Below are 25,448 nucleotides of genomic sequence, written 5' to 3' on the forward strand. Positions count from 1 at the left end.
TTGTGATAACGATGATTTCTTGAGCAAGATGAGTGACAAAGATCAGGCAATAGCGTGAAATAAAAAAGGTAAATTTAATAAATTCGATCGATACATCAATAATTTATTTACAAGGAGGTGGTTATTTTTATATTCAATAATTCTATTTGCTTATTTTGCAGGATAATTATTCATTCGAAATAGCTAAAAACTCTCAGTTGTTCCTTATGGTGGTTCATATAAACTAGCTCTCGATGCAAACTTTTGCATCAAAAATAGTTTGGAATTAGTACTTTATAACTATATTTGAATGGAGTATCGACAATGAGAGCACTTAAAACAATCGCTTTAGCTGGACTAATGGCATTATCTGTAAATGTGATGGCAGCAGACCGTGGACCAATTCACGTTCCACCACTTGAGACTTACGAAACGCCAGAAGAAGCGATGCGTTTTCATGAGAATTTATCCCGTGTCAAAGAGATGCTGGAAGAGAAGGGTTATGAAGAAAAAGAGTGTAGCCTGAATACAATCAATTATTTTGCACCACCCACTTCGACTGTTTACAAAAGTCACGAAGTCCGTTGTACATTTATCCAGGCACCAATGAATAACTCTTTGGTTCGTCACTACGCACAAGTATCTGCGGACATCCGTTACCATCAAAAATGGGATGTATACCTAGGCGGTCATGTCAACGTTGAGTACTCAATTGTTCACTAAAAAGCATCCGCTTTGCGTGTTTCAAATGGGTGGATTGATTCCACCCATTTTGACCAAACCTCTCTCTTTACACTGTACTTAATGCTTTTCAGCGGTAACAGCGTGGATTTTCGAAAGAGAAACAGACCCCATACTTAATGTACAAATTTTTACTTTGATATGTTGTCGTAATATTATGCACTTCAATGTTTTGGTCATCATGGTGAGGGGATCTTGGATGCTTATTCCCTCTACAGCTCAAAATTATTTCAGCTAAGTCTGAAGGTGAGATTTACCCTGTAGGGAGTAAATTTTTAACATCAATGTTATCTCTCGCTTCATGATCGAAGTTTCCTTCTTCTAAGCATGATATCACTAATTTTTTAGCCTCTCGAAAATTCATCCTTGAACTTCATGTTACGACATGATGTCGTATCTTTGTAAAGTTCAAACTATTCTCATCTTACTTGTTCTCACAAAAAAATAGAAAGTGTTCCGCTCTTTCGACTTTGTTTTTCAGCAATAAGAAAACGTGTTTCGACGAGAGGAAAATACGCTCTCCTGAACTTTCTCTACATTGCAATTGCGCAAAAGGTATCTGTTTGTTAGGGTTCTGTTCACATTTGTCACAAATTTAAGAAGTGAACTCAATGAAGAAATATCTTCTCATGTTATGCATCGCATTCGTGAGTGCATCCGGTATGACTGTAGACTTCCAAGAAGGGAAGCATTATAAAAAAATACAAAGCCCTTTTGTTGGACCACGGGTTGTTGAGTACTTTTCTTTCTACTGTCCACATTGTTACCGATTTGAACCACTGATGAAACAACTGGATACGGATTTACACAAGCAAGGTCTTTCATTGACGAAAGTGCCGGTCAATTCTCCTGGTGGGACGATGGCAAGAGAGCTGCAACGTGCTTTTGCATTGGCTTGGTTGTTGGGTATGGAATCTTCGGTGAGTCAAAAAGCTTTTGCTGTGATCCATCAAGGAAAAAGGGAGCCTGCTGGACCTGCTGAAATAGAGCAATGGTTTACCCAAGCTGGTGTAACTGAAGCAGAAAGAAAAGCTCTGGAAAATAGCTTTTTACTTGAAGGGTTGTTCGGTAGCTATGATGCACAGTTTATGGCGCTGAATTTATCAAGTGTACCGGCGATTATCGTGGATAATCAGTATCAATTGCTCATGAAAGACATCAAATCGAAAGAGCAGTTTATCGAATTGGTTTCCTATCTCCTGAAAAAATAAAAGGCGAGAGATCGCCTTTTATTGTTCATGTTTGTGCCACCTCTTCATGGGGTGGTGAGTATGTTCAATCGAGTGGCAGGCTGACGATGACTGTCACACCTTCACAATCCGTTCTGTTTTCAGCACAGATTTTTCCTTTGTGAAATGTTGTGATCAATTGCGCAATATACAGACCAATGCCCAGGTGTGGTTGCTTATCCGTTTGTTTTTTACGAACAGAGACCATGGGCTCGAAGATCCGATCTTTCATTTCATCTGGCAAATAAGGCCCTTCGTTACTGATTCGGATTTTGGCTTCTTGTTGTGACTGCGATAGCCCAATACGGATAGGACACTCGGTAATTGAGAACTCCATCGCGTTTGCAACCACCTTATCAAGTAACTGCGCTATTGCATCTGGGACACCCTGCATCATGAGCCCTTCAACTTTACAATCCAAAATGATTTTGTGATCGGGATAGGCAAATTGGTACCCTTGTACGCACCCTGTAACGACTTCATCCAAAGCAAACTTGATTTTTTCTTCATCTCTTAATGATTGCTCCAATCGGGTTGCTTCACTCATATTCGTCAAAATGGTGCTTAATCGGCTGACGCCTTCTTTGGCGCGCTCCATATAAATTTTTGATTCATCATCTAGTGGTTGCATCGCCAAGTTTTCTAGTGAAGAACGAACCACAGTCACTGGCGTTCTTAATTCATGAGACAGGCGAGAAGACATGTTTTCCAAGTAATGGGTGTATTGCCACAAACGCTGCACCATATTGCTAAAACTACGGGATAAATCACCAATTTCATCTTTCGCTTTCGTCTGTTCCATTTGGCGGGTCAATCGTCCATTTTCGTCGATAATGCTTTCTGCTTCGTCTCTTAATTTCAAAATTCGATGAGAGATCCTGGAAGCAAATAAGAAAAGGATAAATGTCCCGACCAGCATGATGGCGAGAATCACGTTAAAAAGTTTTTCCAATGCTTTATTACGTAGCGTCCGGATCCCGTTTGTTGTTTCTTCAGCAATCACAGCCCCCATTACCTGATTATCGATCCAGATTGGATAAGCGGCGGATAAGATCACGGCACGGTGATCAGAAGAGAGACGCCAGGTCGATTTAGACTGTCCTTTTAATGCTGTATGAATGTGAGAGCCTTCCAAGCGTGCGGAATCGTATAACTGATCAACAAAGTCACTTGGCGGTTTGGTGAGGATTTTGTAATAGACAGGATGCAGGAGATTCGTTTCTATCCATCGCCACCAGTCAGGGCTGTTTGCTTCATCGAGCGCATTTCCCCAAACACCATTTGAGACGCGGATATCACCGCTTCTCGCAAGGACACGCTGATGTTTATCAACGACCCATATTCGGGAACTGGTGTGGCCCATTCCTTTGATGATCCGCTCGATTTCTGGTGAAGGGACGAGTACGGATCCTAATAAAGTGGCATATTGTGGATTCGATGTGCCGATCACGGCTGAGATCTGACGACGTTTTGGATCATCGACATCTGAAATGGCAAACCCCATTTGTTCACCGACCAAATTGAGCGGGATCCGTAGCTCGATGTTGTAGCCATGTTCGGTTTGTTTCCATTGTCCTTGGATCCGTTTTTCCAGCGAACTTGCGCGGAGGCTAAAGCTATCCTCTGGAAGTTCAAAAGCATTCACCCAACCCGCTTTGGGGGTGGCAATAATATATCTTTGAAATTTTTGCTCAGGGGTCATCATTGCGATTTGCAAAAAGTCATTTCTATCAACGCGCAGGCTGTTTTTTTGCCGATAAATCACTCGATCATCCGTGACCTCAAAGAAGGCATATAGATATTCGCCATATTTTCCCATCGTATGCCGAAAGCTGAGAGAAGACTCCTGATAAGGGGGGATATTTCGAATGATATGGTCCCCACCGTAGGCATAGCTGCGGCTTGTGAAATTAGGCCAATCGGTGTGATCCCCATCGAGTTGGATGGGTGTGGGTAAGGCGTAAGCGTATAGGTCACGCCCTCTCTTCACCTGTTTGAGAAAGCTTGCTTGGTGATCGAAGAGCTTCGGGCGTTCATGTAATGCGGTTGCAACAGCACGTACGGTGCCAAGTAGCGTTTTCTCCTGACCTTTCCTTAAGTACTTTTCAACTTCCCAGACATATTGATACCCTAACCAAGGTAAGCTAAACAAGAAGCTAGATAGAATGATGAATTTTGTGCGTAGCCCAAAAGGAAATTTCAACATGACCAAACCCGCTTCATTTATTGTTCTTGTTGCCAGCGATAGCCCATGCCGTAAACGGTATTAATGGCATCAAAACTTGGATCAATTTGCTGAAATTTTCGTCTGATCCGTTTGACGTGAGATGTGATGGTACTGTCATCGACAAATATTTGCGCTTCTTGCATCAAGTCATCACGACTTTTGACATGACCGATCCGCTTCGCGAGCGCGTAAACCATCCAGAATTCAGTGATTGTGAGATCAACATGACTGTCATTCCAGCTCATCGTCATACGATTGGTGTCGATTTTAAGATCACCTCGTTGGAGGAGTTGGTCAGATTGGGTTGGGACATCGAGCATAGACACGCGACGAAAGAGCGCAGCAATACGTGCAGTTAAATGGGCGAAACTGATATCTTTCGTCAGATAGTCATCGGCCCCCATCCGTAAGCCACAGACCGTATCCAGATCAGAGTCCCGAGCAGTGAGGAATATTATTGGGAGAGTGGCTGAGCGATTGCGCAAGTCCTGACAAAGATGGAAACCACCATCAATTTCATCTTCAAGACCAATATCAATAATCGCAAGGTCCGGAAGCTGGGCAGAAAAAGCATTCATCGCATCTGGACGATTGGCATAAGTCGATACTTGATATCCTTGTTTACGTAGGACATCGGCATAGTTTTCACGGATAGCGGCTTCATCTTCAACGATAGCAATATGGCGCTGCATGGGTTCTTCCTCAAACATCTCAACCCGGTGGATAATACCCCAAATGTGGCTAAATCGTTACATTTGATGTCGGATTGCCATAATTGATCATTTTTTATCGAGAATTTGTCCTTTTTTATCCATCGGGTTGCCAGAACTGCTTGCTTTAATGAGTCACAAGAAACGGGGTAACAACGCCAACGTATAACGATTCAAAATTTTAAAAAGGTACTCTCATGAAAAAGCAAGCAATCTCACTGGCCCTCATGGCAACACTATTAAGCCCAATTTCACAAGCTGCTGAAGGTAAAGACCGCCAGCCTTATCCAGAAGAAGGTGTCGGCGTTGGCGCTGGTGTTGTGATTGGCGCGCTCATTGCAGGGCCTGCAGGTGCGGTAATTGCCGGGATCACGGGGGGGTTGATTGGAAATAGTGTGGGCGCTAAAGACGAGGTTGCTTCACTGAATACGCAGTTAGATCATAAAGCGCAGCAGCTTGTGGCAATGGAATCATCTTATGAGCATCAATTGACGATTGCCAAACAGCAATTACAAGATAGTTACCGGCTCGCTCAGGTCCAGCAACCTGAATCTGGAAATGAGCAAACATTGGAAATGAATATTCAATTTAGAACGGGCTCTTCTGCAATAGAGCCGCTTTATCAAGGGCAGCTCGAAGCGATAGCAGAAGCCATGATGCAGGCAAAGGAAACGCAATTGGACTTATCTGGCTTTTCCGATCGACGGGGTGAAGCAGACTTCAATTTGCAACTGTCCCAAGAGCGCGCAGAAAATGTGAAAAACTACCTCGTTTCGCTGGGTGTCCCAGATGAGCGGATTGTCATCAATGCCTTTGGTGATGCAAAGCCTATGGAGTCGCATGAGTCGTTCGAAACCAACTTTTTTGACCGTCGGGTCACGCTGACACTGCAATCGTCCCAAAGCAACGAACAAGTTGCATCAACAGAAATCGTTGAATAACACGATACAAAAGGGTTTTCATCATGGTTCTCATGAATCGTCACCAAGGGATCCTGGGCTTTGCCCAGGCCCCTTTCTTAAAACTTTGGGCGTCTTGCCTTTGTATCGCAGCCACGATTGGCCTAGCGCCTTCATGTCACGCAAGCCCTGCTTTTCATCAGGCACAACAAGGAACTTTATTTTTTGAACTGGATGGTGACACTATCGAAGCACCAGCACTCCATACAGATGTGCATATTCAAGTGACAGGGATGGTTGCGCGTGTTCGCCTCAAGCAATCCTTTCAAAACCCCCATAATCATTGGATAAATGGTACTTATGTTTTTCCATTGCCAACCAATTCTGTTGTTGATCATCTTGATATGCTCATCGGAGAGCGGATTATTGAAGGGGAGATCCATGAAAAGGAAGAAGCGAAAAAGCGATTTGAGCGGGCCAAAGCAAACGGACAAAAAGCGAGTTTAGTTTCTCAGGAGCGACCCAACTTATATACTACTGAACTGGCAAATATTGGTCCACAAGAAGCGATCACGGTCGTGATAGAGTACCAACAAATGGTGGCTTATGATCAAGGTGATTTTTCAATTCATTTTCCTATGACGCTAACACCACGATATATCCCAGGTTCCACATTCTTCTTTAATACTCCCTCTGAAGAGGGCTTGAATGACCCAAAAGTGGTGACCGATGTCAGTCGGATCAGGCCGCCAATCAACAATACCGTCAAAAACCCGGTATCACTTACTCTCGATCTTCATACTGGTTTTGACTTATCAAAACTGCGCAGTCCTTACCATGAAGTGACTGTAAAAACATTAGGGCAGGGGCATCAACGGATCCGTCTGCTTGGTGGCAAGACGATGGCAGATAAGGACTTTGAATTGACCTGGACACCCACAGCTGCAACAAAACCGCGCGTCGTCGCCTTTCAGCAAAAATGGCAAGATGAACATTATGGTATGCTGATGGTCTTACCGCCGCAAGAATCTCTGTCTCTCAAGCGGATTTTACCAAGAGAAGTCATCTTTGTACTAGATACCTCTGGCTCGATGTATGGTGAATCAATTCGGCAAGCAAAGTCCGCTGTGAATTATGCTTTGGACCAGTTGTCGCCAAAGGATAGCTTTAACATTGTTGAATTTAACTCTGACTATTCGACCTTATCCAATGAAGTATTGGATGTAAATCCTACGAATATTGCGAAGGCGAAACAGTTTACCCATCAACTCAAAGCAGATGGTGGCACAGAGATTGCGAAGGCGCTGCATTATGTCTTCAATCAAGCACGAAAAACAGAGAAGCTGCGTCAAGTGATCTTTCTCACAGATGGTAGTGTTGGGAATGAAGCCATGCTTCTGAGCATGATCCACAATGGTTTGGGGCAATCACGGCTTTATACCATCGGGATTGGCTCAGCACCGAATCGCTATTTTATGCAGGAAGCTGCAACGAAAGGACGAGGGACATTTACCTATATCGGTAATGTCCATGAAGTCAAAGAAAAAATGTCTTCAATGTTGCAAAAGTTAAAGCACCCCGTCATGCAGGATATTCAGCTCGTCAGTGATCTGGATACACAGTGGTTCCCAAACCCAATGAAAGATCTTTATCTAGGGGAGCCAGTTATCGCGACATTTCAAGGGAACTCTCCATTGAAATCCTTCGTTGTTTCGGGAAATCTAGGACAGTCTATATGGAAAGAAACAATTCCTGTATCGGCCGTCAAAAAAGAGAGTGGACTACATGTGCTTTGGGCGCAGGACAAGGTGAAACATATTCATCAACAAGCGCAGCTGGGACAATTGGAGATGGAACAAGCGAAAGAACAGATAATTGAGCTTGGTTTAAATCACCATATTGTGACGCCATTTACCAGTCTGTTAGCGGTTGAGCAAACACCATCTCGTCCACTTGATGAAATGGCGCAAGATAAACGATTTGCAAACATGAAACCTGCAAGTAGCCATTTACAGATGCCAAAGACTGCAACGCAAAGTCAGTTTCATCTCCTGATTGGACTTTTGATGCTGTTAGTTTCAGTTTGTATTTGGTGGTTCACCCAACCGCGTTCCAACCAAAAATCAATCAAAATACAGGAGGTGTAAGTATGTCTCGAACCAAGAGTCAGCAAGTCATTCTCATCGCCACGTTACTGTTCGCTGGCTGGCATCTTGGTTCGAGCTTTTACATTGTGGCGAAAGCAAGGCTTGCTCAATATTTAATTCAACTCAGCTGGGAAAAAAGCCTCGAGACAGGCCAGCCCGTAAAGCCTTGGGAGTGGGCAGATACGTTTCCTGTTGCGAGATTGAAGCATAAAGATTCGTCTTTGTTTATCCTTGAAGGTGCATCTGGTCGAAGTTTGGCATTTGGTCCAGGGTTACACTCCGGTTTGTCGAGTTTAGCGGGTGAACAAAAGCACATCATTATTGCAGGGCATCGAGATACGCACTTTGCATTTTTAGAGCATGTCATTGTTGGTGATCAATTCGAGTTGGAAAAGCAGACGGATTCATCATCAAAAACATACCGCGTTTCAGAAATTCGCATTGTTAGTGAAGATGACAGCAGCTTATTAGCAGGTCGATTTGCTGACCAATTAACGCTCGTGACCTGTTATCCATTTCATGGATTGACACAAAATGCTGACCAGAGATATGTCGTGATCGCTCATCCTGTGTCAACTTCCTGATCAAGGTGAAACCTTAATCATCCAATGCTTCTAGCGTGATATGTTCCTGTTGGTCAATTGTGATCCATGCATGTGCGATACCAAAGTCTGGGGCCATGTTTAATTTGAGGTGATAGAGACTGGTACTGGCTGGCAGGCCACAGAGTCCAGCTTGGCATCGGTCATGGACGAGTTTAATCGATGATTGGGCTAGGTACGTACACATGAGTAGTGCTGCCTGGCGGTCAGAGGGACGATGACCAAAAGCACCTTCATAGGTTACATTGAGGTATTCTAACGGTGTATCATAAAACCAATCATCTGATAATGGCTGTTTCAGCATAAAACCGGCAATTTGTTGCTGATGAACAGGTTGCGCAAAGTCTGACTTTTGCGCAAGTTGACAGTGTGCAGCGGGTGTTTGGGCTGATAGGGAAAAGTGGGTCAACAATAATAATGTCATCAATAAGCGCATGCGAATTCCTCATGAATTTTTGGCGTTCATCGTACGTGGGATACTACTTTTCTGGAACACGGTTTTTGTATGAAAATAAAAGAAAAAAGAGAATGATTTCATCCTTTTTTACGGTTATCCAATGGATTGTCTACTTTTGTCATATCCACTTTTATCGTATCTGCGTTCTTCCACTCAGCAGTAAGAACAAAGAAGGCGTACTTTCGCACGCCTTGTCGAGTATGAAGGAAAGCATTTTCTGTGGGAGGATAGAGCGTGAGTATTAGTAAACAGTTGAGTACTCGACGATTGTGCGACCGCCGCTGTACATATTCATATTTCTTAAATAAAGGACATCACCTGTGACCCGAGCGTAGTCGGTAATAAGAGACCAGTTTCCGTGTGGTCTTGTAAACGTGCAACGCGCTTGGTGTGACAGATAGCTATCAGAGTCTGGTTCCATCACATAGTTGATTGTATTGAGAATACATTCTTGCTGGATAAATCCTGCGGCTTCAAGTTCATTGAATGTAAATTGGAGATCTTGACCTTGCTCAAAAACGTCATTTGGTGCAGGGAAGACATTCAGCAGGACATCATCACTTGCAGCAGATTGGAAAGCGATACAAGCAAAAGCAGTAGCCAGTGTTGTTTTGAAAATATTCATTTCTAAGTCCTTCTATTATTTATTTCAATCCGACAATGATAATCTGGCAACGTAACTGTATTACCAGTACGGCGATATCGCCTGAATGAGTAGACCTAAGTTACTTGACTTACGAGAGTCACGGAGGATTGTAGGTGAAAAATCCATCGGTACAATTGAAAAAAATTCCAGATTAAACATTAGAATTTCTAATGAATATAAGAGGTATGTGTAAAATCATGCTGAGAAAGTAAATTTTTAAACTCTTTTTTTATCAAGCAAGTATGAATAAATATTTATGAAAACATAAATCTGGACCGAATAAGTTACGATGATTGCAATAAACCAAAGCTTAATTTGCGTATTGCAAATCGATTTTGGGAAAGCCACTGATTTCTCTACAGATCAAAAGTGGACGAATCGATAGGTTTGTACCAAAAGTTACGATTTTGTCGCCGAGATTTCATTGCCATTGATGGTGACTTTCACAGTGACCAGACCACCTTTCCCATCTGTGATGACGAACATTCCTTGATCCTGATCAATTGGCATTTTTTGATTTGGCTTGTAGGTCAGTTGCTGTCCTAATGTTGAAAACCGACCTTGCTTTCCTTGCTGGATCACAACTGCAGAAAGGCCGTCATTGTCAGGGTCTTTTGCCTGACTTTGCAGTAGCCAATTGACTTGGATACTTGAGGGCACTTTTGATTGAGCCAGATTCAGCTGAAAGTTTTTCGCAAATGGCGATGTATTTCGACCACAAGGTTTATGTGTTGTATCAATCTCGTTCACTTGAACGGAAATCATTCGCTGGTGACCATAGCTGTCCTTAATTTGTAAGTGAGCCAGATCACTGCCACTCTGGTTTGGATACGGGTGGTAAATCAGTAGTGCACCATCAACGACGAATTCACCTTTCATGCCTTGCTGGGTGACAAATGCATCGAGCGTTTCAGAATGAAAATTCTGAACGCGAGAAGCGCTTTGCCAATTGACACTGCGGGAATAATTCCCGACGGTCACTGGAAATTCAAAATGATCAGCGAAAGGGTGGTTTTCTTCGAGGGTATTAATGCCATCAACAGCAATCGTGAGTTGTAACAACTGACCTGAACGCGTAGTTAACATAAAACGTCCTGTATCACGACCAAATTGGTTTTGTGATGGATAATATGTTGCAGAAGTTGTAGAGATTTCCCATTTCCCTTTTTCACCTTCTTTTAGAAGCGTTAAAGTGCGGATTTGGTCCTTCAGGCCTAGCTTTCGAGCAAGCAGCGGGAAAGAAAAGCTTTGTGACATATCACCCACCGCAATTGGAAGTGCGACGGCAACACGTTGTTCAGTTTGGATCTCATGATCGGACTCGTTTGAAGTTGCTGGCAAGCAAGCAGCCAGATATCCAGCAAGTGCAACAACAGCGATACTTCGGTACGGCTTAAGTATCATGAGCAATCCCCAACCTTAGTTTAAAAACCTGTTAATGAAATATTAAGTTGTGTGTAATGTACATGTTGATTAAAAAATAGTCAAATTTAATTAACAATTATTTTAATTGGTCGTTGGGATATATGTTGTTTTTAAAGTGGTGTAAGCGTTATTTTTGATTTAAATATCAGTGGCTTGGTTGGTATCATTTGTGGTTAAATAAATGTTAACATATGTGTGTTTCGATTTATTCATTTGTTCAGGGTAAATTGCTGTATTGAACATCAACAACTCCGTTTGTATGATTAGCGATGATAAATTCATATTGTGCTGAGGGTGTTAAGTATACATTTTTCAGTGGGTTGAATGAGGCATCAATATCTTTCAAAAAAGTTCAACGGTTCAAGATCTTAAAGTCAAAAGGAAATTTCGATGAAATCTTACTCTGGATCCTGTCTATGCGGGCATGTTCAGTATGTTGCTAAAGGAAAGCCTTCATTTCCACATTTATGTTCGTGTCAGATTTGCCAACGATGGGCTGGCGCTCCAACAGTCGCTTGGGTAGAGTTCCCTTTAGAGACATTTTCATGGGTAACTTCTTCGGATAAACCTGATTTTTTTGCATCTTCTGAGCATACGAAAAAAGGGCACTGCCCAAGGTGTGGTAGCTCAATTTGTGCGATTGATGAGGGATACGATAAAATTTCAATCACAATGAGCTCTCTCGATGACTCATCGAGTTTGAAATTAGGCAAACAACATAGTTATCAATCAGAACTCCCTGCGTGGGTTCCATGGAATCTAGAAACTCAAACTTAGTAAAAGCGATTCAAAAACAATTGTGAAAACGAAACTAATAACCAGAGCGGGCTATAACAAATTAAAGGAAGAGCACGACTATCTTTGGAGAAAAAAAAGGCCAGAAGTCACTAAGATTGTGTCTTGGGCTGCGAGCCTTGGTGATCGTTCAGAAAATGCTGACTACACATTTAACAAGCGTTTGTTAAGGCAAATCGATCGTCGTATCCATTTTATTCGAAAACTTCTTCCAGAATTAACAATTGTTGATTACTCTCCTCAGCAAGAAGGAAAAGTATTTTTTGGGGCTTGGATTGAAGTCGAGAATATCAATGGTGAAGTCCTGAAATTTCGGATTGTTGGACCTGAAGAAATCTACGGCGATGAAAAAGATTACATTTCAATCGACTCACCGATGGCTCGTGCACTCTTAAAAAAAGAAGTAGATGATACGGTGTATGTGAAAACCCCTGATGGGGAAAAGGAATGGGTGATCCATTCTATTTTTTATGAGAAGAACTAACCTACAGGGCTGAAATGTTTTCAGTTCTTTTTCCAGTGCATCCCAGCCTTCTCGTGTTATATAATTGGACTTCTTCATGAGGTTTGATAATTTCGCGTAATCTCAACTTTATTTTTGGCGAAAACAAACTGCCGTGACACGTTAAATTTGTATCTGTTGCTTGTATCTTCGATGAATGAGCAGCAACGGAGGTTCTCAATAATTAAGGATTGTATGTCTCATGCCTAGTATTTCTCAGCAACTCTCAAAAGAGTTGAATGCCCAAGTCTCGCAAATTGATTCAGCGGTCAAGTTGTTAGATGACGGATCGACTGTTCCATTTATTGCACGCTATCGAAAAGAAGCAACTGGCGGGCTGGATGATACACAATTGAGAACACTTGAACAGCGGCTTTCCTATTTACGAGATATGGAAGATCGCCGTCGGGTCATTTTAAAGTCGATAGAAGACCAGGGAAAACTAACTGCTGAGTTACAAAAAGATATCCTCGATGCAGATAACAAAACCCTGCTTGAAGACCTCTACCTCCCATACCGACCAAAACGAAGAACAAAAGGCCAAATCGCGATTGAAGCAGGCATCGAACCGCTGGCAGATCTGCTTTTCTCACAACCGAATACCGATCCGGAAGTTGCAGCGCAAGATTTTCTCAATCCAGAAAAGAATTTTTCAGATACCAAAGCTGTTCTGGAAGGCGCGAAATATATTCTCATGGAGCGTTTTGCTGAAGACGCAAAGCTATTGGAAAAAGTAAGAAAGCACCTCAAAAGAGAGGCTCATCTCACCAGTACGCTCGTCAAAGGTGAAGCGGAATCCGGGGCAAAATATCGAGACTATTTTGAACATAGTGAACCCGTTCGCAGTATTCCTTCACACCGTGCTTTAGCGATGTTTCGTGGTAGAAACGAAGGCGTGTTGCAACTCAATATCGATCCTGCGCCAGAGCAAGAAGAGACTTCAAAGTCCTCCGTTTGTGAGAAGATGATCGCTGACCATGTTGGTTTGTCTTTTGATGGTGCGAAAGCTGATACTTGGCTTAAGTCTGTTGTTCAATGGACATGGAAGGTGAAAGTCGCACTGCATCTGGAAACAGAAATCTTGGGCGAAATGAAAGAAAAATCTGAGCTTGAGGCAATCAACGTCTTCTCTAAGAATTTAAAAGACCTACTTATGTCTGCACCAGCAGGTGCAAGACCGACACTTGGATTGGATCCAGGATTGAGAACAGGCGTGAAAGTCGCAGTTGTTGATGACACAGGTAAACTTCAAGCGACATCGACAATTTTCCCACATGCACCACAAAACCACTGGGACAAGTCGATTCGTGTTTTGGCAAATCTCTGCAAACAGTACAAGATAGAACTGGTTGCGATTGGGAATGGAACGGCTTCCAGAGAGACCGACAAGCTTGTTGGTGAACTGATGAAAGATAACCCGGACTTACAATTGACCAAGGTGATGGTGAGTGAAGCAGGCGCATCGGTTTATTCAGCTTCTGAGTTTGCAGCAAACGAATTCCCGGATCTCGATGTTTCGTTACGTGGTGCGGTGTCTATTGCAAGAAGATTACAGGACCCATTGGCAGAATTAGTTAAAATCGAACCAAAGTCTATTGGTGTCGGCCAATACCAGCATGACGTCAACCAAAGTGATTTGGCGAAAAGTCTTGATGCGATTGTAGAGGACTGTGTGAATGCAGTCGGTGTTGATGTGAATATGGCTTCTGCACCACTACTCGCAAGAGTTTCTGGTCTCAATAAGACGCTTGCGAATAACATTGTTGCTTACCGAGATGAGCATGGGCGTTTTCAGAATCGACAGCTTTTCAAGAAAGTAACGCGTCTTGGGCCGAAAGCATTCGAGCAGGCGGCAGGTTTCTTAAAAATCTCAAATGGCGATAACCCGTTAGATGCTTCTGCTGTTCACCCCGAGTCTTATAATGTTGTGAAGCAAATTGTCGGTGATCATGATATTCAGGTTGACCAAGTGATTGGGAATTCCGAATTCTTAAGAAAACTGGATCCAAAGAGCTATGTCACCAATGATGTTGGTTTACCAACAGTGACGGATATTATCTCTGAATTAGATAAGCCTGGACGTGATCCGCGACCTGAGTTTAAAACGGCTCGCTTTGATGAAGCGGTATCGACAATTCAGGATTTAAAGCCAGGCTTGATCTTGGAAGGTGTCGTCTCGAACGTCACAAACTTTGGTGCTTTTGTTGATGTTGGGGTCCATCAGGATGGCTTAGTCCATATTTCTTCATTAACAGATAAATTTGTTTCTGATCCGCATGAAGTGGTCAAGGCAGGTGATATTGTGAAAGTGAAGGTCCTTGATGTTGACCTAGGGCGCAAGCGGATCAGCTTCACCATGCGTATGGATGAAGCGTCACAGCAAAGCTCGCCAAAGGAAGGACGTTCGTCACAGCCCAAACAGAAACAACGTTCATCACAGCAAAAGTCTAGGAAAGACAATGCGATGAATAGTGCTATGAGCAGCGCATTTGCAGAAGCCTTTGCAAAAGCGAAGAAATAGGTCAAAATACCTTCGTTTACGCGTATTGTGCTGATTGTTCAGTGACAATACACTGTGATACACCTCCATCGCGGAGGTGTTTTTATTTGTTATCAGGCTTGTTTATTATCGTGAATATGAATCGAATCTTAAATGTCGCTTTCTTGATCACTCTGCTTTTGCTTTTTGGGTGTGCAGCGAAGCTCCCTGCAGAGCCGGAAGGGACGGCACATATCGTGATCTCGAAAGAAGATCCACCAAACTATTGTAAAGAGCTTGGTCCAGTCGAGGCGCAGCATGGTTCTGGTTGTGTCGGCTTTCAGACAGGAACATATGTTGGGGCATATCGCATCCTCAAATCACAGGCGAAATCATTACAAGCCAATTATGTTCGGATGGATGCACACCAGTTTCCTGGTCAGGATGCACATTGTTCAAGTTTTGCCTATGTGATCCGTGGTGTTGCTTTTATGTGTGAAATACCAAAAGCGCAGAAAATCGAGCAACCTGTTGTGAAAACAAAAGAGAAATCCTTTCTTTTTTAATCGGTTGTTGTGTGAATGAAGAAATATTCTTAAAATTCTACATGCGCATAAAAACGATAAGGTGTACAACAAATGAAAACGTTCTTTCTTTCATCACTGCTTTTCTCATCCTTCTCTCTCCTGAGTGCGAATTATATGGTTGATATCAACGTCACAGTGGATAATAAAAATGTTTTTTCTCCAAGTTTTATTGTTCGATTAAACGAGACTGCAACGATGATAACAGGTGAAGACTTCGAAGCGTCAGTTTTGGTGAATGAGAATAAGGATGACACATTAGCGGTATCATTGGATGTCAGAGCAAATGACTTTCAATTAGCACCAAAAATTAGCGCAGAACCAGGGAAGTTGGTGACGATCCAGACTGAAGAAGGAAAGGTTTACCTCGTGGTTTCACCATATCTAGAAAAGTGATTTTACTTATCATCCGAACAGCTTCAACCTTAATCGTTTGAAGCTGCTCATGAATCAATAAAACTAGATCACCTATCCTGACTATGATTGAGCGTCTTTGAAAGCGCTATCGGATTTTTCCTGTATTTTTTTATTCTTTGGTGGAACCCCAAGCAACAATCGTAAGTTTGTATTTTTATAGTTCAGGCCGAGCTTTTCGCCTTGAACGACATCTGGGTGAACAAAAGTCCCAAATAATCGATCCCAGAATGAAAAAATAAACCCAAAGTTTTTGTCAGAAAAGCGTCGTTCAACATGGTGATGGACAAAGTGCACTCTTGGCGTCACGATGATCCATTCTAACTGGCGCTCAAACGGAAAACGAACGTTTGAATGGATCCAATGTTGGTTGAGGACACGAATGATGATCAAAATGACGATCATGGTGCCCCCTTGTGCAGTTGGAAATGCTAAGTATGAAATCACAAGCGGTAAACCCATCAAAACCACATGCAATGGCGAAGCTCTCAAACCAGCTAACCACCATAGGTGTTTCGGCGCATGATGCCATGCATGCGCATGCCAAAATAATTGGGTGTGTAATAGTCGATGTGCCCAGTAAAACAAAAAGTCTGTAAACAGGAGTTGTATCAGTCCAATGAGAATCGGTGGAATCGCTGAAATATCCGGTTGTAAGCTACTGATCCAAGGCAAATCCAGAAAAAATATAATCAATGGTGTACCAAGAAGCATCCAAAACAACGCTGAAAAAAGTGTAGCGCCAAGGACACTTGCGATATCCCATTTGTATTCTCGCGGTTGCTCTAATTTGCGAAATGGAAATTTACTGGCAAGAAATTGCAATAAAAGTCCGGTGATGATGTAGATGAGGATGACTTGTAGGTTCATAGAATTGATCCAGCTAAGGTACATGAAGCATTATTCTACCCAGCATGCTGTGCCTATAAAAGAAAATAATTTTTATTCTCATTCCGATTTAAAATAATATCAAGCATTTACCCTATTTATGACTTTATGCTTAGGTGGTAAAGTCAGAGCGAGCGCGATGAGTAGGCAGTCATGTACAGAAAATGGATAGGAATAGAAGGATGGAAAATAAGGTAATGTTAAGACAAAAAGTCAGAAAACTGGATTTTCAAGCGTTAGAAATATTTCACACGCTTTATGCTTTACATAATGTGACGGCCACCTCGGAGCTTTTATCTCTTAGCCAATCGACGGTAAGTTATAGTTTAAATCGTCTGAGAAATGTTTTTGAGGATGAGCTATTTATCCCAACGAGAAGTGGTATGATGCCGACTCAAAAGGCAAAAAGTATTGCGGATTCCGTTAAAGTAATTTTAGAAAAAATTTCTGACTGTGTGGATGAAAAGGTTATTTTCTCCCCAAAAGATGAAAAAGTCAGTTTTATCATATTTGCCCCTGAATACTTCGAGATCCTGATTTTGCCAATGCTCATGAAAGACATTATCAAACATGAGTTAAAAATTCATATTGAAATGATCAGGCCAGATGTCAAAGTGCCATTCGAGGAGATATTGAGTAAGCGTATTGACTTAGGCATCATGCCTCTTAATCGATTTGAAAATCTGCCATCCTCTCTTGAGCATGAAACAATCCTGACGGATAAATTAATCGCTGTATTTGAGGGCAAGCCCCTGAGCGATTCGACCTTAACTATTGATGAGATGCTGACTCAAAAACAGGTTTTTCCAACACCTTGGTTAAGTGGTCACTGTATGGTTGAGTCCTGGCTCAAACAAAAAGGCATCATTCGGCCAGTTGCGATTCGAGCAAATGGTTATTACGCCGGTTTAAACATGCTGAGTTCACCTGAAATAATGATGATGCTACCGGAAAAGATCTATCAAAAAGTTTCGAAGAAGTACCCGTTTCTTTATGCACGTCCAGCGCCAGAAGATTTACCTGGATTTGAGGTGGCGATGGTATGGCATACCTCACACACTCGCCAACCTGCAAATCTCTGGTTAAGAAAACAGATTTTAAAGGCGTGTACAACACTCAATTCGCATTTGCAAAGTGAAGCGGGTAGTCAACAGGCTTAAATCGCCATCCGATGAAAAGCATCATCGTGGCAATGATTGCGAGTATTAGCCATGCAACAGAAAAGCTCGAATAAGTATCTTTGATGAATCCTGCAACGAGTGGCGACATCGCGGCAATGATATAGCCAATTCCTTGAACAAATGTGGTCAACTTGCCCGTTTGTGTTGGATCATCCACATGGTCCATGGTCACAATCAAACTCATGGGGAAGAGTCCACCGATACCGATCCCTAAAAGGCTGGCCCATAACAGTGCATATGCTGTTGGAGCGATAATCAGCCCAATAAAACCAGCAATGATACTACCTAATAAGCAACTGAGTATCCAGCGGCGATCAACACTTTGGCTCGCCATGGCGGGGATAAGTAAACCAGCCAATACCTCCATGGATGTCAAAAAAGCTAAAATCAACCCAGACTCTTTATCCTGCCAGCCCAAATCAAAATAATAAGGTGGTAGCCAAGCCAAGACACAGGTATATGCGGATGTACCTAGACCAAAGAACATGCCTAATAGCCATGCACGAGGATGACGCGTGAATTGAAATGTGGATGAATGTCTATTTGATGATCTTGGGGTGAAATGATCGCTATTCTGTAAACGCTCTTTCATGGTGTGCCAAATGAGCAATGCGAACACAGCCAACCCAGCCCAAATCGACAAAGCCACCTGCCAGCTATCAAAGAATTCTGCGAGAAATGGTGCAGTAGAAGCAGATAAGGCAGCGCCTCCCATAATGGCTGTCACATAGACACCCATGAATAGCTCAATGTGTTTTGGGAAACGTGATTTAATGATTTGAGGGATGATCGATTGGATCATCGCAATCCCAATGCCGGCAATCATCGCAGTCATGAGGAGGTTTATTTCATCTTCCGCGATAAACCGGAATAAACTTGCTACTGCGATCAGTAACAAAGATAAACTCACAACACGGTGTTCCCCAGCAGCCTGTGTCATACGTAATCCGATAAACATGGCAATGCCCATCGCGAGAACGGGAAGCATTGTGAGTAATGAAATCACAGTATAACTGAGCGGTATTGTGTCACGGATTGCATTGAGCAGTGGGCCAATAGCAGCCATTGAGGGGCGTAAGTTCAGTCCTATCAAAATAAAGATGATACATAATAAGACACTCGTACTTCTGGAAGTGGTCATCATCAGTTGTTGTGCTCCATTGGATCAGTTCCATGATTACATACGGAAAATTCACGGATGAAAAATGAAAGATCCGATTGACCCATTGGATTTTTCGATAAGGGGCTCGTTATCACGGCTCAAGGAATGTAGCTATCGCTCATGCTGTTGGTAGAAAGCTTTGTCCCAATGAAATTATGAGAGTTGAGTGCTGAGCCTGAGTACCATGGATCGAAAAAGTTGCATTGAAGGATGAGGTTCTGTGCTTAAGCGACTTGGAAGAAACTCTGATCGGCCGGTGCCGTTGAACGTTGGTAGAAATTTGCGATACGGCCAGCGCGTTCATCAATTGATGGATCGCGTTGTGGTTGTTGTGGTCCTACAAAATTTTCCGAGTCTTCCTTAGAACGAACAGCGATGGACGTTGCTTCTTCACTGTTGTCGTCTGTTTCCAATCTGGCGCGAACTTCTTCTGCTTGAACTTTGGTCAGTTCAACCTGTGCATTGGCGATTTCTTGTGTGGCTTTTGCCGCAACGCGTCGATCAGCACCCGAAGGCTCAGCTGGTGCAAGTGCTGCGGCTTTGACAACTTGCATTTTTTGAATCGTTGCTTGCGGGTCATTTGGAACAGGGGAGACGTCAATTTGAACTTCTCCACCGACTGCATAATTGTTACCGTCAGGGCCTTTTTCAAATGTGTAACTTGGCGAACCTGCGTATTGACCGCCGACCGCTGCATGTGCTTGCTCGTGTGCGCGGACTTCTCGATCTCTTGCTTTTAACTTTTCTAGCCTTTGCTGGTCTTGTTGTTCCTGTTTTTGTTCGCGTTGATCTTCTTTCTGCTGGCGTTCTTGCTGATTACCATTACGCCCATCTTCATCAACATCTTGACGCTGAGCTTGCTTGCCCTCTGCCTGTTGGTTTTGAGAAGAGCCCGAACGTTCACGTTCACCCACACCTTTCTCGGGGGAATATTCATCGAGTTCGGTCGTTTGCTGGATGAGTTCGCGCTGGACATTATCGTTGCGCGCCAACTCCGTCGAAGGGTTCGCGGTAACAAGGTTGATGGTCGGATACGTCGTTACAATGTTCACGAGCTTGACTATACCGTGACGTCGATTATTGTGCCAAGGACTTCGTCGGCAGTCTCAATCGTTCTCGCATTGGCAGCTGCGTTTGTCTGTTCGGTGACAAGCTGTGTCAGACTGTTTGTCACATTGGGTGGCGCTGCTGTTTCGAGCGGTTGCTCATTTCGAATTGCTTGGTCAGCCTGCTGGACTTGCTGCTGTTGTTCCCTTTGTTGCTGCTCCACAACGGGTTGACGTGCGATATCATTGGATGCTTCAGACACACCCAAAGAGGCTCGCTGAAAACCTTGTAATCCGGCTGATAGTGCGCCGTTGATTTCTGTCATATGCTTCGCTCCCTCTGGAGATACACCACCATACGTCTAATTATTAACCTTTTCAGAGTAAATAGGAAGCCCATGATTAGAGAGAATAAGCACTAAAGTTTGAGTATTCAGTGCTTTTTGTTATACCCATAAAAGGAGCGTTTAAGCGAGTTGAGCTAAAGCTTCCACAAATTCAATAGGATGTGAGATAAACGGCGCATGAGATGCTTTTTCGAAGACGTGAGCGCGAAGGTGAGGATTGAGAGCTTGAATATTCTCTAAATTTGTCACCGGAACGAGAGTATCCAATTTACCCAAAAATAATTGGATCGGTGCGTTGAGTCCAGCGAGTGTTTGACGTAAGTCAGTGTTTGACAACAGTGTCAGTGTTGCAGCCAACGTCTCTTGGGTTGGGTAGGGGTATTGTTCGATATCGGCTTTCAGTTCACGAATATCATTGCGTAGCGTTGGGCTGCCCATCGCCTGAATTTTTAAAAAACGTTCGATCGTTTTGGGGATATCCTGACTCAATTGTAGGCCGAAGTTTTGTAAGATTTCAGGTTTGATCCCAGGCCATGATTCACAGTGGACAAATTTGGGGGAGCTGGCGACCAGGAGTAATTGACAAACCTTTTCTGGATATGTAGCAGCAAGGTGAATTGCTACAAGGCCACCAAGTGACCAGCCAAGGAGGAGGCTTTGATCAGGAATATCTTTTGCGATGATATTTGTCATGGCTTCCAGTGATTGATGATCGGTGAGATCATGTAAAGCACCAAATCCCGGCAAATCCAGTGGAAGCACGTGAAAGTGTTCGGACAGAGCAGGAATAACGCCTTGCCATACGCCTTGATTCATACCCCAACCATGAAGCAGGACCAAAGTTTGTTTTGTCATCAGTGACTCATTTCAGTAGGATGGTTTTATGGATCATACCTGAAGGAACAGGAATGCATGAACCGTTTTTTCAAAGATAAACTCGCCAACTGCGTGATCTGTCGGCAACCACTCTCGGGTGATACACAGTTAGTGTGTATCCATTGTAAACACGATCAACTGCGGATCTATTACCCTGGCTCACTTCCTTCCCTGATACATATACCAACAATTGAGGCAAATACCCATTGTAATTATGTGGATCAAGTGTTTGCAGTCGTACCCTATGTGCCGCCATATACCGACTTTATTCAAACATTGAAATTTGGCCGCCAGCTTTTATTAGGGCGTCTGATGGGAAACATGTTGGTGGATTGGCTGGACGCAAATCAAGTGACTGAGCCTTCTGGTATCTTAGTCCCCATGCCAATCCATTTCCTTCGCTTTATGCGTCGTGGTTATAACCAAAGTCAGCTGATAGCAAAAGAAGTTGCAGCCCAAAGAGGTTACCCTATTGGAGAGAATATTTTATCAAAATGTCGTTACACAAGTCCGCAAGCACAAGCGAAGCGTCAATCACGTTTTCGGATGCGGCATTCATTTGCTTCACGGAGGCTCAATGGAGAGACGATTATTTTGATTGATGATGTGATCACGACTGGGCACACGGCAAACGAAGCAGCCCGCACCCTCAAAAAAGCAGGTGCAGGTCGGGTTTGTTTATGGGTCTTCGCTTGTGCAAATGACCGCATTCATGACTATTGTTTCCGGATTTAGCTGTTTCGGTTTTTAATCTCCTGGCGTATCTAAGATATGACCAAAGAAGATTGCATTACCAAGTAACCGACTTGATCCATACCAAAAGCCTCGGAAAACAGGGTTATCCGCAAAGGCGATCACTTGCCCACGGCCTAGTTTGTGTGCCGCAAGGACGGTTTGTCCAGATAAGGCTTTTTGATATGGCTTGGCTGTAAACCCACTCAGTAGTGGTTTTTCTTGATAAGTGGCTACATTGACGGCACCGAATGCATGTGGTTTAAAGGAAAAAGTTCCCCGCTTGAATACAGGTAGCGCCTCCTCTTGTAAACCGAATCCAAGAGGATTGGATGTGTCGATTTGTGTCGCAAAGATTGCACCGGCAATACGCTTTTTCGAAGCATGATCATCTTGTTGCGCATATCGAACCGTATTTCCAGGGAACAATTTATTCAGCTCCGGCTGTCCTTTAAAGCTCATTTTGAGCAGCCCTTGTTGTGCTAGCCACTTTGCAGCTTTCCTTTGGCCCCAAAGGACACCACCTTGTTTGACCCAACGCATCACCTTTTCGGTTAAGGCTTCAGAGATCCCTTGATAGTTGCCATCGACCATGACCACATGTGTATAGTGAGAGAGTTGAATTTTGTGGAGTCGATCCAGCTCAACAATCGTTGGGGAAATGCCGAGGTGGATATCCAGATAATGCCAGACCTCACCAGCTTCATAAGGGTTCGTTTGTTTACCACCGACAATGAGTACTTTGGGCTGCTTGAGGGCATAGGCCGAAGAGCTGCCTAAATCAATGCCCTTTGAGGTTAATGCTGAAGAGATAGGCTCGATAGCAACACCATATGTTTCCATCGTTTTTATTAAAATAACATGGAGTTGATTGGTTGGTATTTTCTGTAAACCAGCAGGCAAAAATACAGTTCCAGCAGCAAAGGTTTGCTCTCCAGTTGGTGTGGTTGCTGTAAATTCTTGGCTAGCCACTTTGAGATAAAGCCTCTGGGAAAGTAGTGAGTGAACGGCTTTAGCTGCTGCGGAGTTGTTCCAGCGGATCCCGTAGGCAGCATGCTCACTATTGAACTCAGGAAATGTGTTCTTGCTTTGCGCTTCCCAAGGGTGTGCTGCAAATGAGACAGAAGCTCTCCTTTTGACAACCTCAAATGGAAAATCAAAAGCATACGGGAGCGTCCAGGCTGAAACGTCATAAAAAGAATTATCTTTGAAATTTGTTTGCGTCATAAACAACGCTTTGATCAAACGGTACTGCGCTTGTTTCAATGGAATGAAATAAGTGTTTTCTTGATGGTATGTTTTCTGCTTTCCTTCATAATCTTTTGTGAGCGGGTAAGCTTGAATCTGATGCTGCGCAAGTATACTCAAGAATGCTTGTGTTCGATAAAGATCGCCTTCTGTGTCAACAAGGTAGCCAGCCATTTTATCTTGTTCGGCCTGTTCACGGCTTTCTTCATAAAACTTGCTCTGGTAGTTGAGCAGTACGAGTCGGTTTTCAAAACTCCCTTTTAGGGTAGATAAGCTCGTGGTGATTTGATTTTGAATGGCTTGGGTAAAGGTCAAAACACCATGTTCAACTTGTTTTGCGTGTCCTCTGCTAGAGCCTTGTTCAAATAGAATACCAACACTGCCATTGATATCTGGATATGTTGAACCTTTGCCAAAATAGAAGTCGTCAAAGCTCTCTTCTGTAAAATAAAGCTGCTTTTTCTCATCAAGTGCTTTTGCATGATAGGTCGCAAGCTTTTTGGTCAACTCAACATTTTTTTGTGGTGTAAGGGGGTTCTTGCGAGATGGGATCCCTGGTTGGAAAAAGAAAGAACTGTTTGAACCCATTTCGTGGGAGTCTGTTAATACGGTTGGCTTCCATTGGTGAAATTGAGCGACACGTGCGCGAGACTCTGGGTGTTGTAATAATAACCAGTCTCGATTTAAGTCAAACCAGTAATGATTCACACGTCCGCGGATCCAGCCTTGGACATGCTCTCGGTTCACAGGATCTGGGTTTGGGACAGTACTGCGATGCATATTCACCCAGTTTGCGAATCGATCCATGCCATCAGGGTTTAAACTCGGATCGATCAAGATCACCATTTTATCCAGCCACTGAGAGACAGTTTCACTTTGAGAAGCGGCAAGATAGTAGACGAGCGGGGCGACCGCATTCGAGCCACTGGCCTCATCACCATGGACGCTATAGCCCATCCAAACTATCGCTTTGTCTTCTGTTGTTCGGAACGATGGGGACATTAATGCCTGACGGTGTTGTGCCTGAATATGGGATAATTTTGCTAGATTCCCAGCCGAGGAAACTTTAAGCAGATAAAGTGAGCGCTTTTGGTGTGTTTCACCTATTTTTTCGAGTTGTAGGCGCTCACTTCGTTCAGCAACCAAAGAAATATATCGAATCAGCTGATCATGTCGAAGGTGCCATTGACCAATCTCGACACCAATAACAGATTCTGGTGTTGGAATATTGGGATCAAATGGATGTCCTTCAGGAAAGAATTGGTGAGTTGGCAAGGCGTGAATAATTGCACTGAAAAATATAAGAAAACAACCAAATAACTGCTTCATTTGCTTTAAGTTATTAATGGATACATAAGTTATATATTAACCTGTGTCTGGCGACTTTCCTATTTCTTCGCCCAACATCATGCGATCCTTCCGCTAGATCCTAAGTATAAAGGGGAGTATCATATTGAGAAACTGAGTACTTTAGTCAAGTAATTTGGATGGCCGCAATGATTTCGATTTCTACAGAAGCACAAACACATTTTGCAAAGCTTCTTTCCAGCCAAGGCGAAGGCACGAACATCCGTGTTTTTGTTGTAAACCCAGGCACACCACAAGCGGAGTGCGGTGTTTCTTATTGCCCACCAGAATCCGTAGAACCGACGGATATTCGATTGTCTTTTGAAGGCTTCGATGCGGTGATTGACGAGGAAAGCTCTCCTTTTCTAGATGAAGCTGAAATTGACTTTGTAACAGATGCAATGGGCTCTCAACTGACACTCAAAGCACCCAATGCGAAAATGAGAAAGGTCTCTGATGACGCGCCCTTGATGGAACGAGTGCAGTATGTGATTGAGTCAGAAATTAATCCGCAGCTTGCAAATCATGGCGGTAAAGTCATGGTCATGGAGATCACAGAAGAAGGGTATGCAATCCTGCAATTTGGTGGGGGTTGTAATGGGTGTTCGATGGTTGACGTGACGCTGAAAGAAGGCATTGAAAAAGAACTGCTTGCCCGTTTCGAAGGTGAGCTATCAGGCGTCAAAGACGTCACAGAGCATCAGCACGGTGAACATTCTTATTATTAATATAAGAAGACAGATCATTGAATAAAATAATGTTGATCATTCGATTGTTGAATGTGA

General features: G+C 43.2%; 24 protein-coding genes and 1 pseudogene. 13 read left to right on the plus strand and 12 right to left on the minus strand.

Annotated features, from left to right (window positions below; genetic code table 11):
• Positions 1–303: 303 nt before the first annotated feature.
• Both C505_RS0104145 and C505_RS0104155 read left to right on the plus strand, forming a co-directional pair.
• Positions 304–702: a hypothetical protein gene (locus C505_RS0104145; RefSeq protein WP_018691328.1), complete on the plus strand. Its 399-nt coding sequence runs from the start codon at positions 304–306 to the stop codon at positions 700–702.
• A gap of 629 nt (positions 703–1,331) precedes the next feature.
• Entirely contained in the window at positions 1,332–1,931 is a 600-nt protein-coding gene (locus C505_RS0104155; RefSeq protein ID WP_083938251.1) for a thiol:disulfide interchange protein DsbA/DsbL, read from the plus strand.
• A gap of 64 nt (positions 1,932–1,995) precedes the next feature.
• On the opposite strand, the gene pdsS is transcribed toward C505_RS0104155, so the two are convergent.
• On the minus strand, positions 1,996–4,155 hold the full coding sequence (gene pdsS / locus C505_RS0104160) for a proteobacterial dedicated sortase system histidine kinase (protein ID WP_018691331.1): 2,160 nt from the start codon (positions 4,153–4,155) through the stop codon (positions 1,996–1,998).
• A 17-nt stretch (positions 4,156–4,172) separates the two neighbouring features.
• A complete protein-coding gene (gene pdsR, locus C505_RS0104165; protein ID WP_157368795.1) occupies positions 4,173–4,868 on the minus strand; it encodes a proteobacterial dedicated sortase system response regulator in 696 nt (231 codons plus the stop codon).
• Positions 4,869–5,083: 215 nt separating this feature from the next.
• On the opposite strand from pdsR, the gene pdsO reads away from it, so the two are divergent.
• From pdsO to C505_RS0104180, 3 genes are read left to right on the plus strand one after another with little or no spacing between them, the layout of a single operon-like run.
• Complete coding sequence (gene pdsO / locus C505_RS0104170) at positions 5,084–5,827, plus strand: sortase-associated OmpA-like protein PdsO (protein WP_018691333.1); 744 nt, start codon at positions 5,084–5,086, stop codon at positions 5,825–5,827.
• Between the two features lie 23 nt (positions 5,828–5,850).
• Complete coding sequence (locus C505_RS21385) at positions 5,851–7,932, plus strand: marine proteobacterial sortase target protein (RefSeq protein ID WP_018691334.1); 2,082 nt, start codon at positions 5,851–5,853, stop codon at positions 7,930–7,932.
• 2 nt (positions 7,933–7,934) lie between these two features.
• Positions 7,935–8,516 (plus strand): class GN sortase, encoded by a 582-nt coding sequence (locus C505_RS0104180; protein WP_018691335.1) that lies wholly within the window; start codon positions 7,935–7,937, stop codon positions 8,514–8,516.
• 13 nt (positions 8,517–8,529) lie between these two features.
• Here the strand turns inward: C505_RS0104180 and C505_RS0104185 are convergent, their stop codons facing one another.
• The 4 genes and pseudogenes from C505_RS0104185 to C505_RS0104195 all read right to left on the minus strand — a co-directional run bounded on the left by C505_RS0104185 (position 8,530) and on the right by C505_RS0104195 (position 11,041).
• Positions 8,530–8,970: a hypothetical protein gene (locus tag C505_RS0104185; protein WP_018691336.1), complete on the minus strand. Its 441-nt coding sequence runs from the start codon at positions 8,968–8,970 to the stop codon at positions 8,530–8,532.
• 262 nt (positions 8,971–9,232) lie between these two features.
• Complete coding sequence (locus tag C505_RS0104190; RefSeq protein WP_018691337.1) at positions 9,233–9,616, minus strand: hypothetical protein; 384 nt, start codon at positions 9,614–9,616, stop codon at positions 9,233–9,235.
• 305 nt (positions 9,617–9,921) lie between these two features.
• A pseudogene (locus C505_RS24940) lies at positions 9,922–9,978 on the minus strand (YSIRK-type signal peptide-containing protein); the annotation flags it as partial.
• A 58-nt stretch (positions 9,979–10,036) separates the two neighbouring features.
• Positions 10,037–11,041 carry an Ig-like domain-containing protein gene (locus tag C505_RS0104195; RefSeq protein WP_018691338.1) on the minus strand — a complete coding sequence of 335 codons (1,005 nt, stop codon included), beginning with the start codon at positions 11,039–11,041 and terminating at the stop codon, positions 10,037–10,039.
• Between the two features lie 411 nt (positions 11,042–11,452).
• Between C505_RS0104195 and C505_RS24010 the strand changes: the two genes are divergently transcribed.
• The 5 genes from C505_RS24010 to C505_RS0104225 all read left to right on the plus strand — a co-directional run bounded on the left by C505_RS24010 (position 11,453) and on the right by C505_RS0104225 (position 15,818).
• Positions 11,453–11,839, plus strand: coding sequence for a GFA family protein (locus tag C505_RS24010; protein ID WP_083938253.1), 387 nt, complete (start codon positions 11,453–11,455; stop codon positions 11,837–11,839).
• A gap of 22 nt (positions 11,840–11,861) precedes the next feature.
• Positions 11,862–12,341 carry a transcription elongation factor GreB gene (gene greB / locus C505_RS0104210; RefSeq protein ID WP_018691341.1) on the plus strand — a complete coding sequence of 160 codons (480 nt, stop codon included), beginning with the start codon at positions 11,862–11,864 and terminating at the stop codon, positions 12,339–12,341.
• A gap of 220 nt (positions 12,342–12,561) precedes the next feature.
• On the plus strand, positions 12,562–14,880 hold the full coding sequence (locus C505_RS0104215) for a Tex family protein (RefSeq protein WP_018691342.1): 2,319 nt from the start codon (positions 12,562–12,564) through the stop codon (positions 14,878–14,880).
• A 110-nt stretch (positions 14,881–14,990) separates the two neighbouring features.
• The gene (locus C505_RS0104220) at positions 14,991–15,404 is read left to right on the plus strand and encodes a hypothetical protein (RefSeq protein WP_211215050.1); all 414 of its coding nucleotides are present in this window, start codon (positions 14,991–14,993) and stop codon (positions 15,402–15,404) included.
• Between the two features lie 72 nt (positions 15,405–15,476).
• Positions 15,477–15,818 (plus strand): hypothetical protein, encoded by a 342-nt coding sequence (locus C505_RS0104225; protein ID WP_018691344.1) that lies wholly within the window; start codon positions 15,477–15,479, stop codon positions 15,816–15,818.
• 81 nt (positions 15,819–15,899) lie between these two features.
• Here the strand turns inward: C505_RS0104225 and C505_RS23455 are convergent, their stop codons facing one another.
• Entirely contained in the window at positions 15,900–16,706 is an 807-nt protein-coding gene (locus tag C505_RS23455; RefSeq protein WP_169336998.1) for a sterol desaturase family protein, read from the minus strand.
• A gap of 200 nt (positions 16,707–16,906) precedes the next feature.
• On the opposite strand from C505_RS23455, the gene C505_RS0104235 reads away from it, so the two are divergent.
• Complete coding sequence (locus C505_RS0104235) at positions 16,907–17,884, plus strand: LysR family transcriptional regulator (RefSeq protein ID WP_169336999.1); 978 nt, start codon at positions 16,907–16,909, stop codon at positions 17,882–17,884.
• Here C505_RS0104235 and C505_RS0104240 read toward each other — a convergent pair.
• The 4 genes from C505_RS0104240 to bioH all read right to left on the minus strand — a co-directional run bounded on the left by C505_RS0104240 (position 17,841) and on the right by bioH (position 21,315).
• Positions 17,841–19,049, minus strand: a complete 1,209-nt coding sequence (locus tag C505_RS0104240) for a cyanate transporter (protein WP_018691347.1) — start codon at positions 19,047–19,049, stop codon at positions 17,841–17,843. The genes C505_RS0104235 and C505_RS0104240 overlap by 44 nt on opposite strands.
• 242 nt (positions 19,050–19,291) lie before the next feature.
• Positions 19,292–20,119, minus strand: coding sequence for a putative metalloprotease CJM1_0395 family protein (locus C505_RS0104245; protein WP_018691348.1), 828 nt, complete (start codon positions 20,117–20,119; stop codon positions 19,292–19,294).
• Positions 20,120–20,127: 8 nt separating this feature from the next.
• Entirely contained in the window at positions 20,128–20,439 is a 312-nt protein-coding gene (locus tag C505_RS0104250; RefSeq protein WP_018691349.1) for a hypothetical protein, read from the minus strand.
• 141 nt (positions 20,440–20,580) lie between these two features.
• Positions 20,581–21,315 (minus strand): pimeloyl-ACP methyl ester esterase BioH, encoded by a 735-nt coding sequence (gene bioH, locus C505_RS0104255; protein ID WP_018691350.1) that lies wholly within the window; start codon positions 21,313–21,315, stop codon positions 20,581–20,583.
• A 57-nt stretch (positions 21,316–21,372) separates the two neighbouring features.
• On the opposite strand from bioH, the gene C505_RS0104260 reads away from it, so the two are divergent.
• On the plus strand, positions 21,373–22,071 hold the full coding sequence (locus tag C505_RS0104260; protein WP_018691351.1) for a ComF family protein: 699 nt from the start codon (positions 21,373–21,375) through the stop codon (positions 22,069–22,071).
• 12 nt (positions 22,072–22,083) lie between these two features.
• Here the strand turns inward: C505_RS0104260 and C505_RS0104265 are convergent, their stop codons facing one another.
• Positions 22,084–24,645: a M14 family zinc carboxypeptidase gene (locus C505_RS0104265; RefSeq protein WP_018691352.1), complete on the minus strand. Its 2,562-nt coding sequence runs from the start codon at positions 24,643–24,645 to the stop codon at positions 22,084–22,086.
• A 167-nt stretch (positions 24,646–24,812) separates the two neighbouring features.
• Between C505_RS0104265 and nfuA the strand changes: the two genes are divergently transcribed.
• On the plus strand, positions 24,813–25,391 hold the full coding sequence (gene nfuA / locus C505_RS0104270) for a Fe-S biogenesis protein NfuA (protein WP_026317732.1): 579 nt from the start codon (positions 24,813–24,815) through the stop codon (positions 25,389–25,391).
• The last annotated feature ends 57 nt before the right edge of the window (positions 25,392–25,448 follow it).

This window comes from Algicola sagamiensis DSM 14643, assembly GCF_000374485.1.
GTDB classification, from domain to species: Bacteria; Pseudomonadota; Gammaproteobacteria; order Enterobacterales; family Alteromonadaceae; genus Algicola; species Algicola sagamiensis.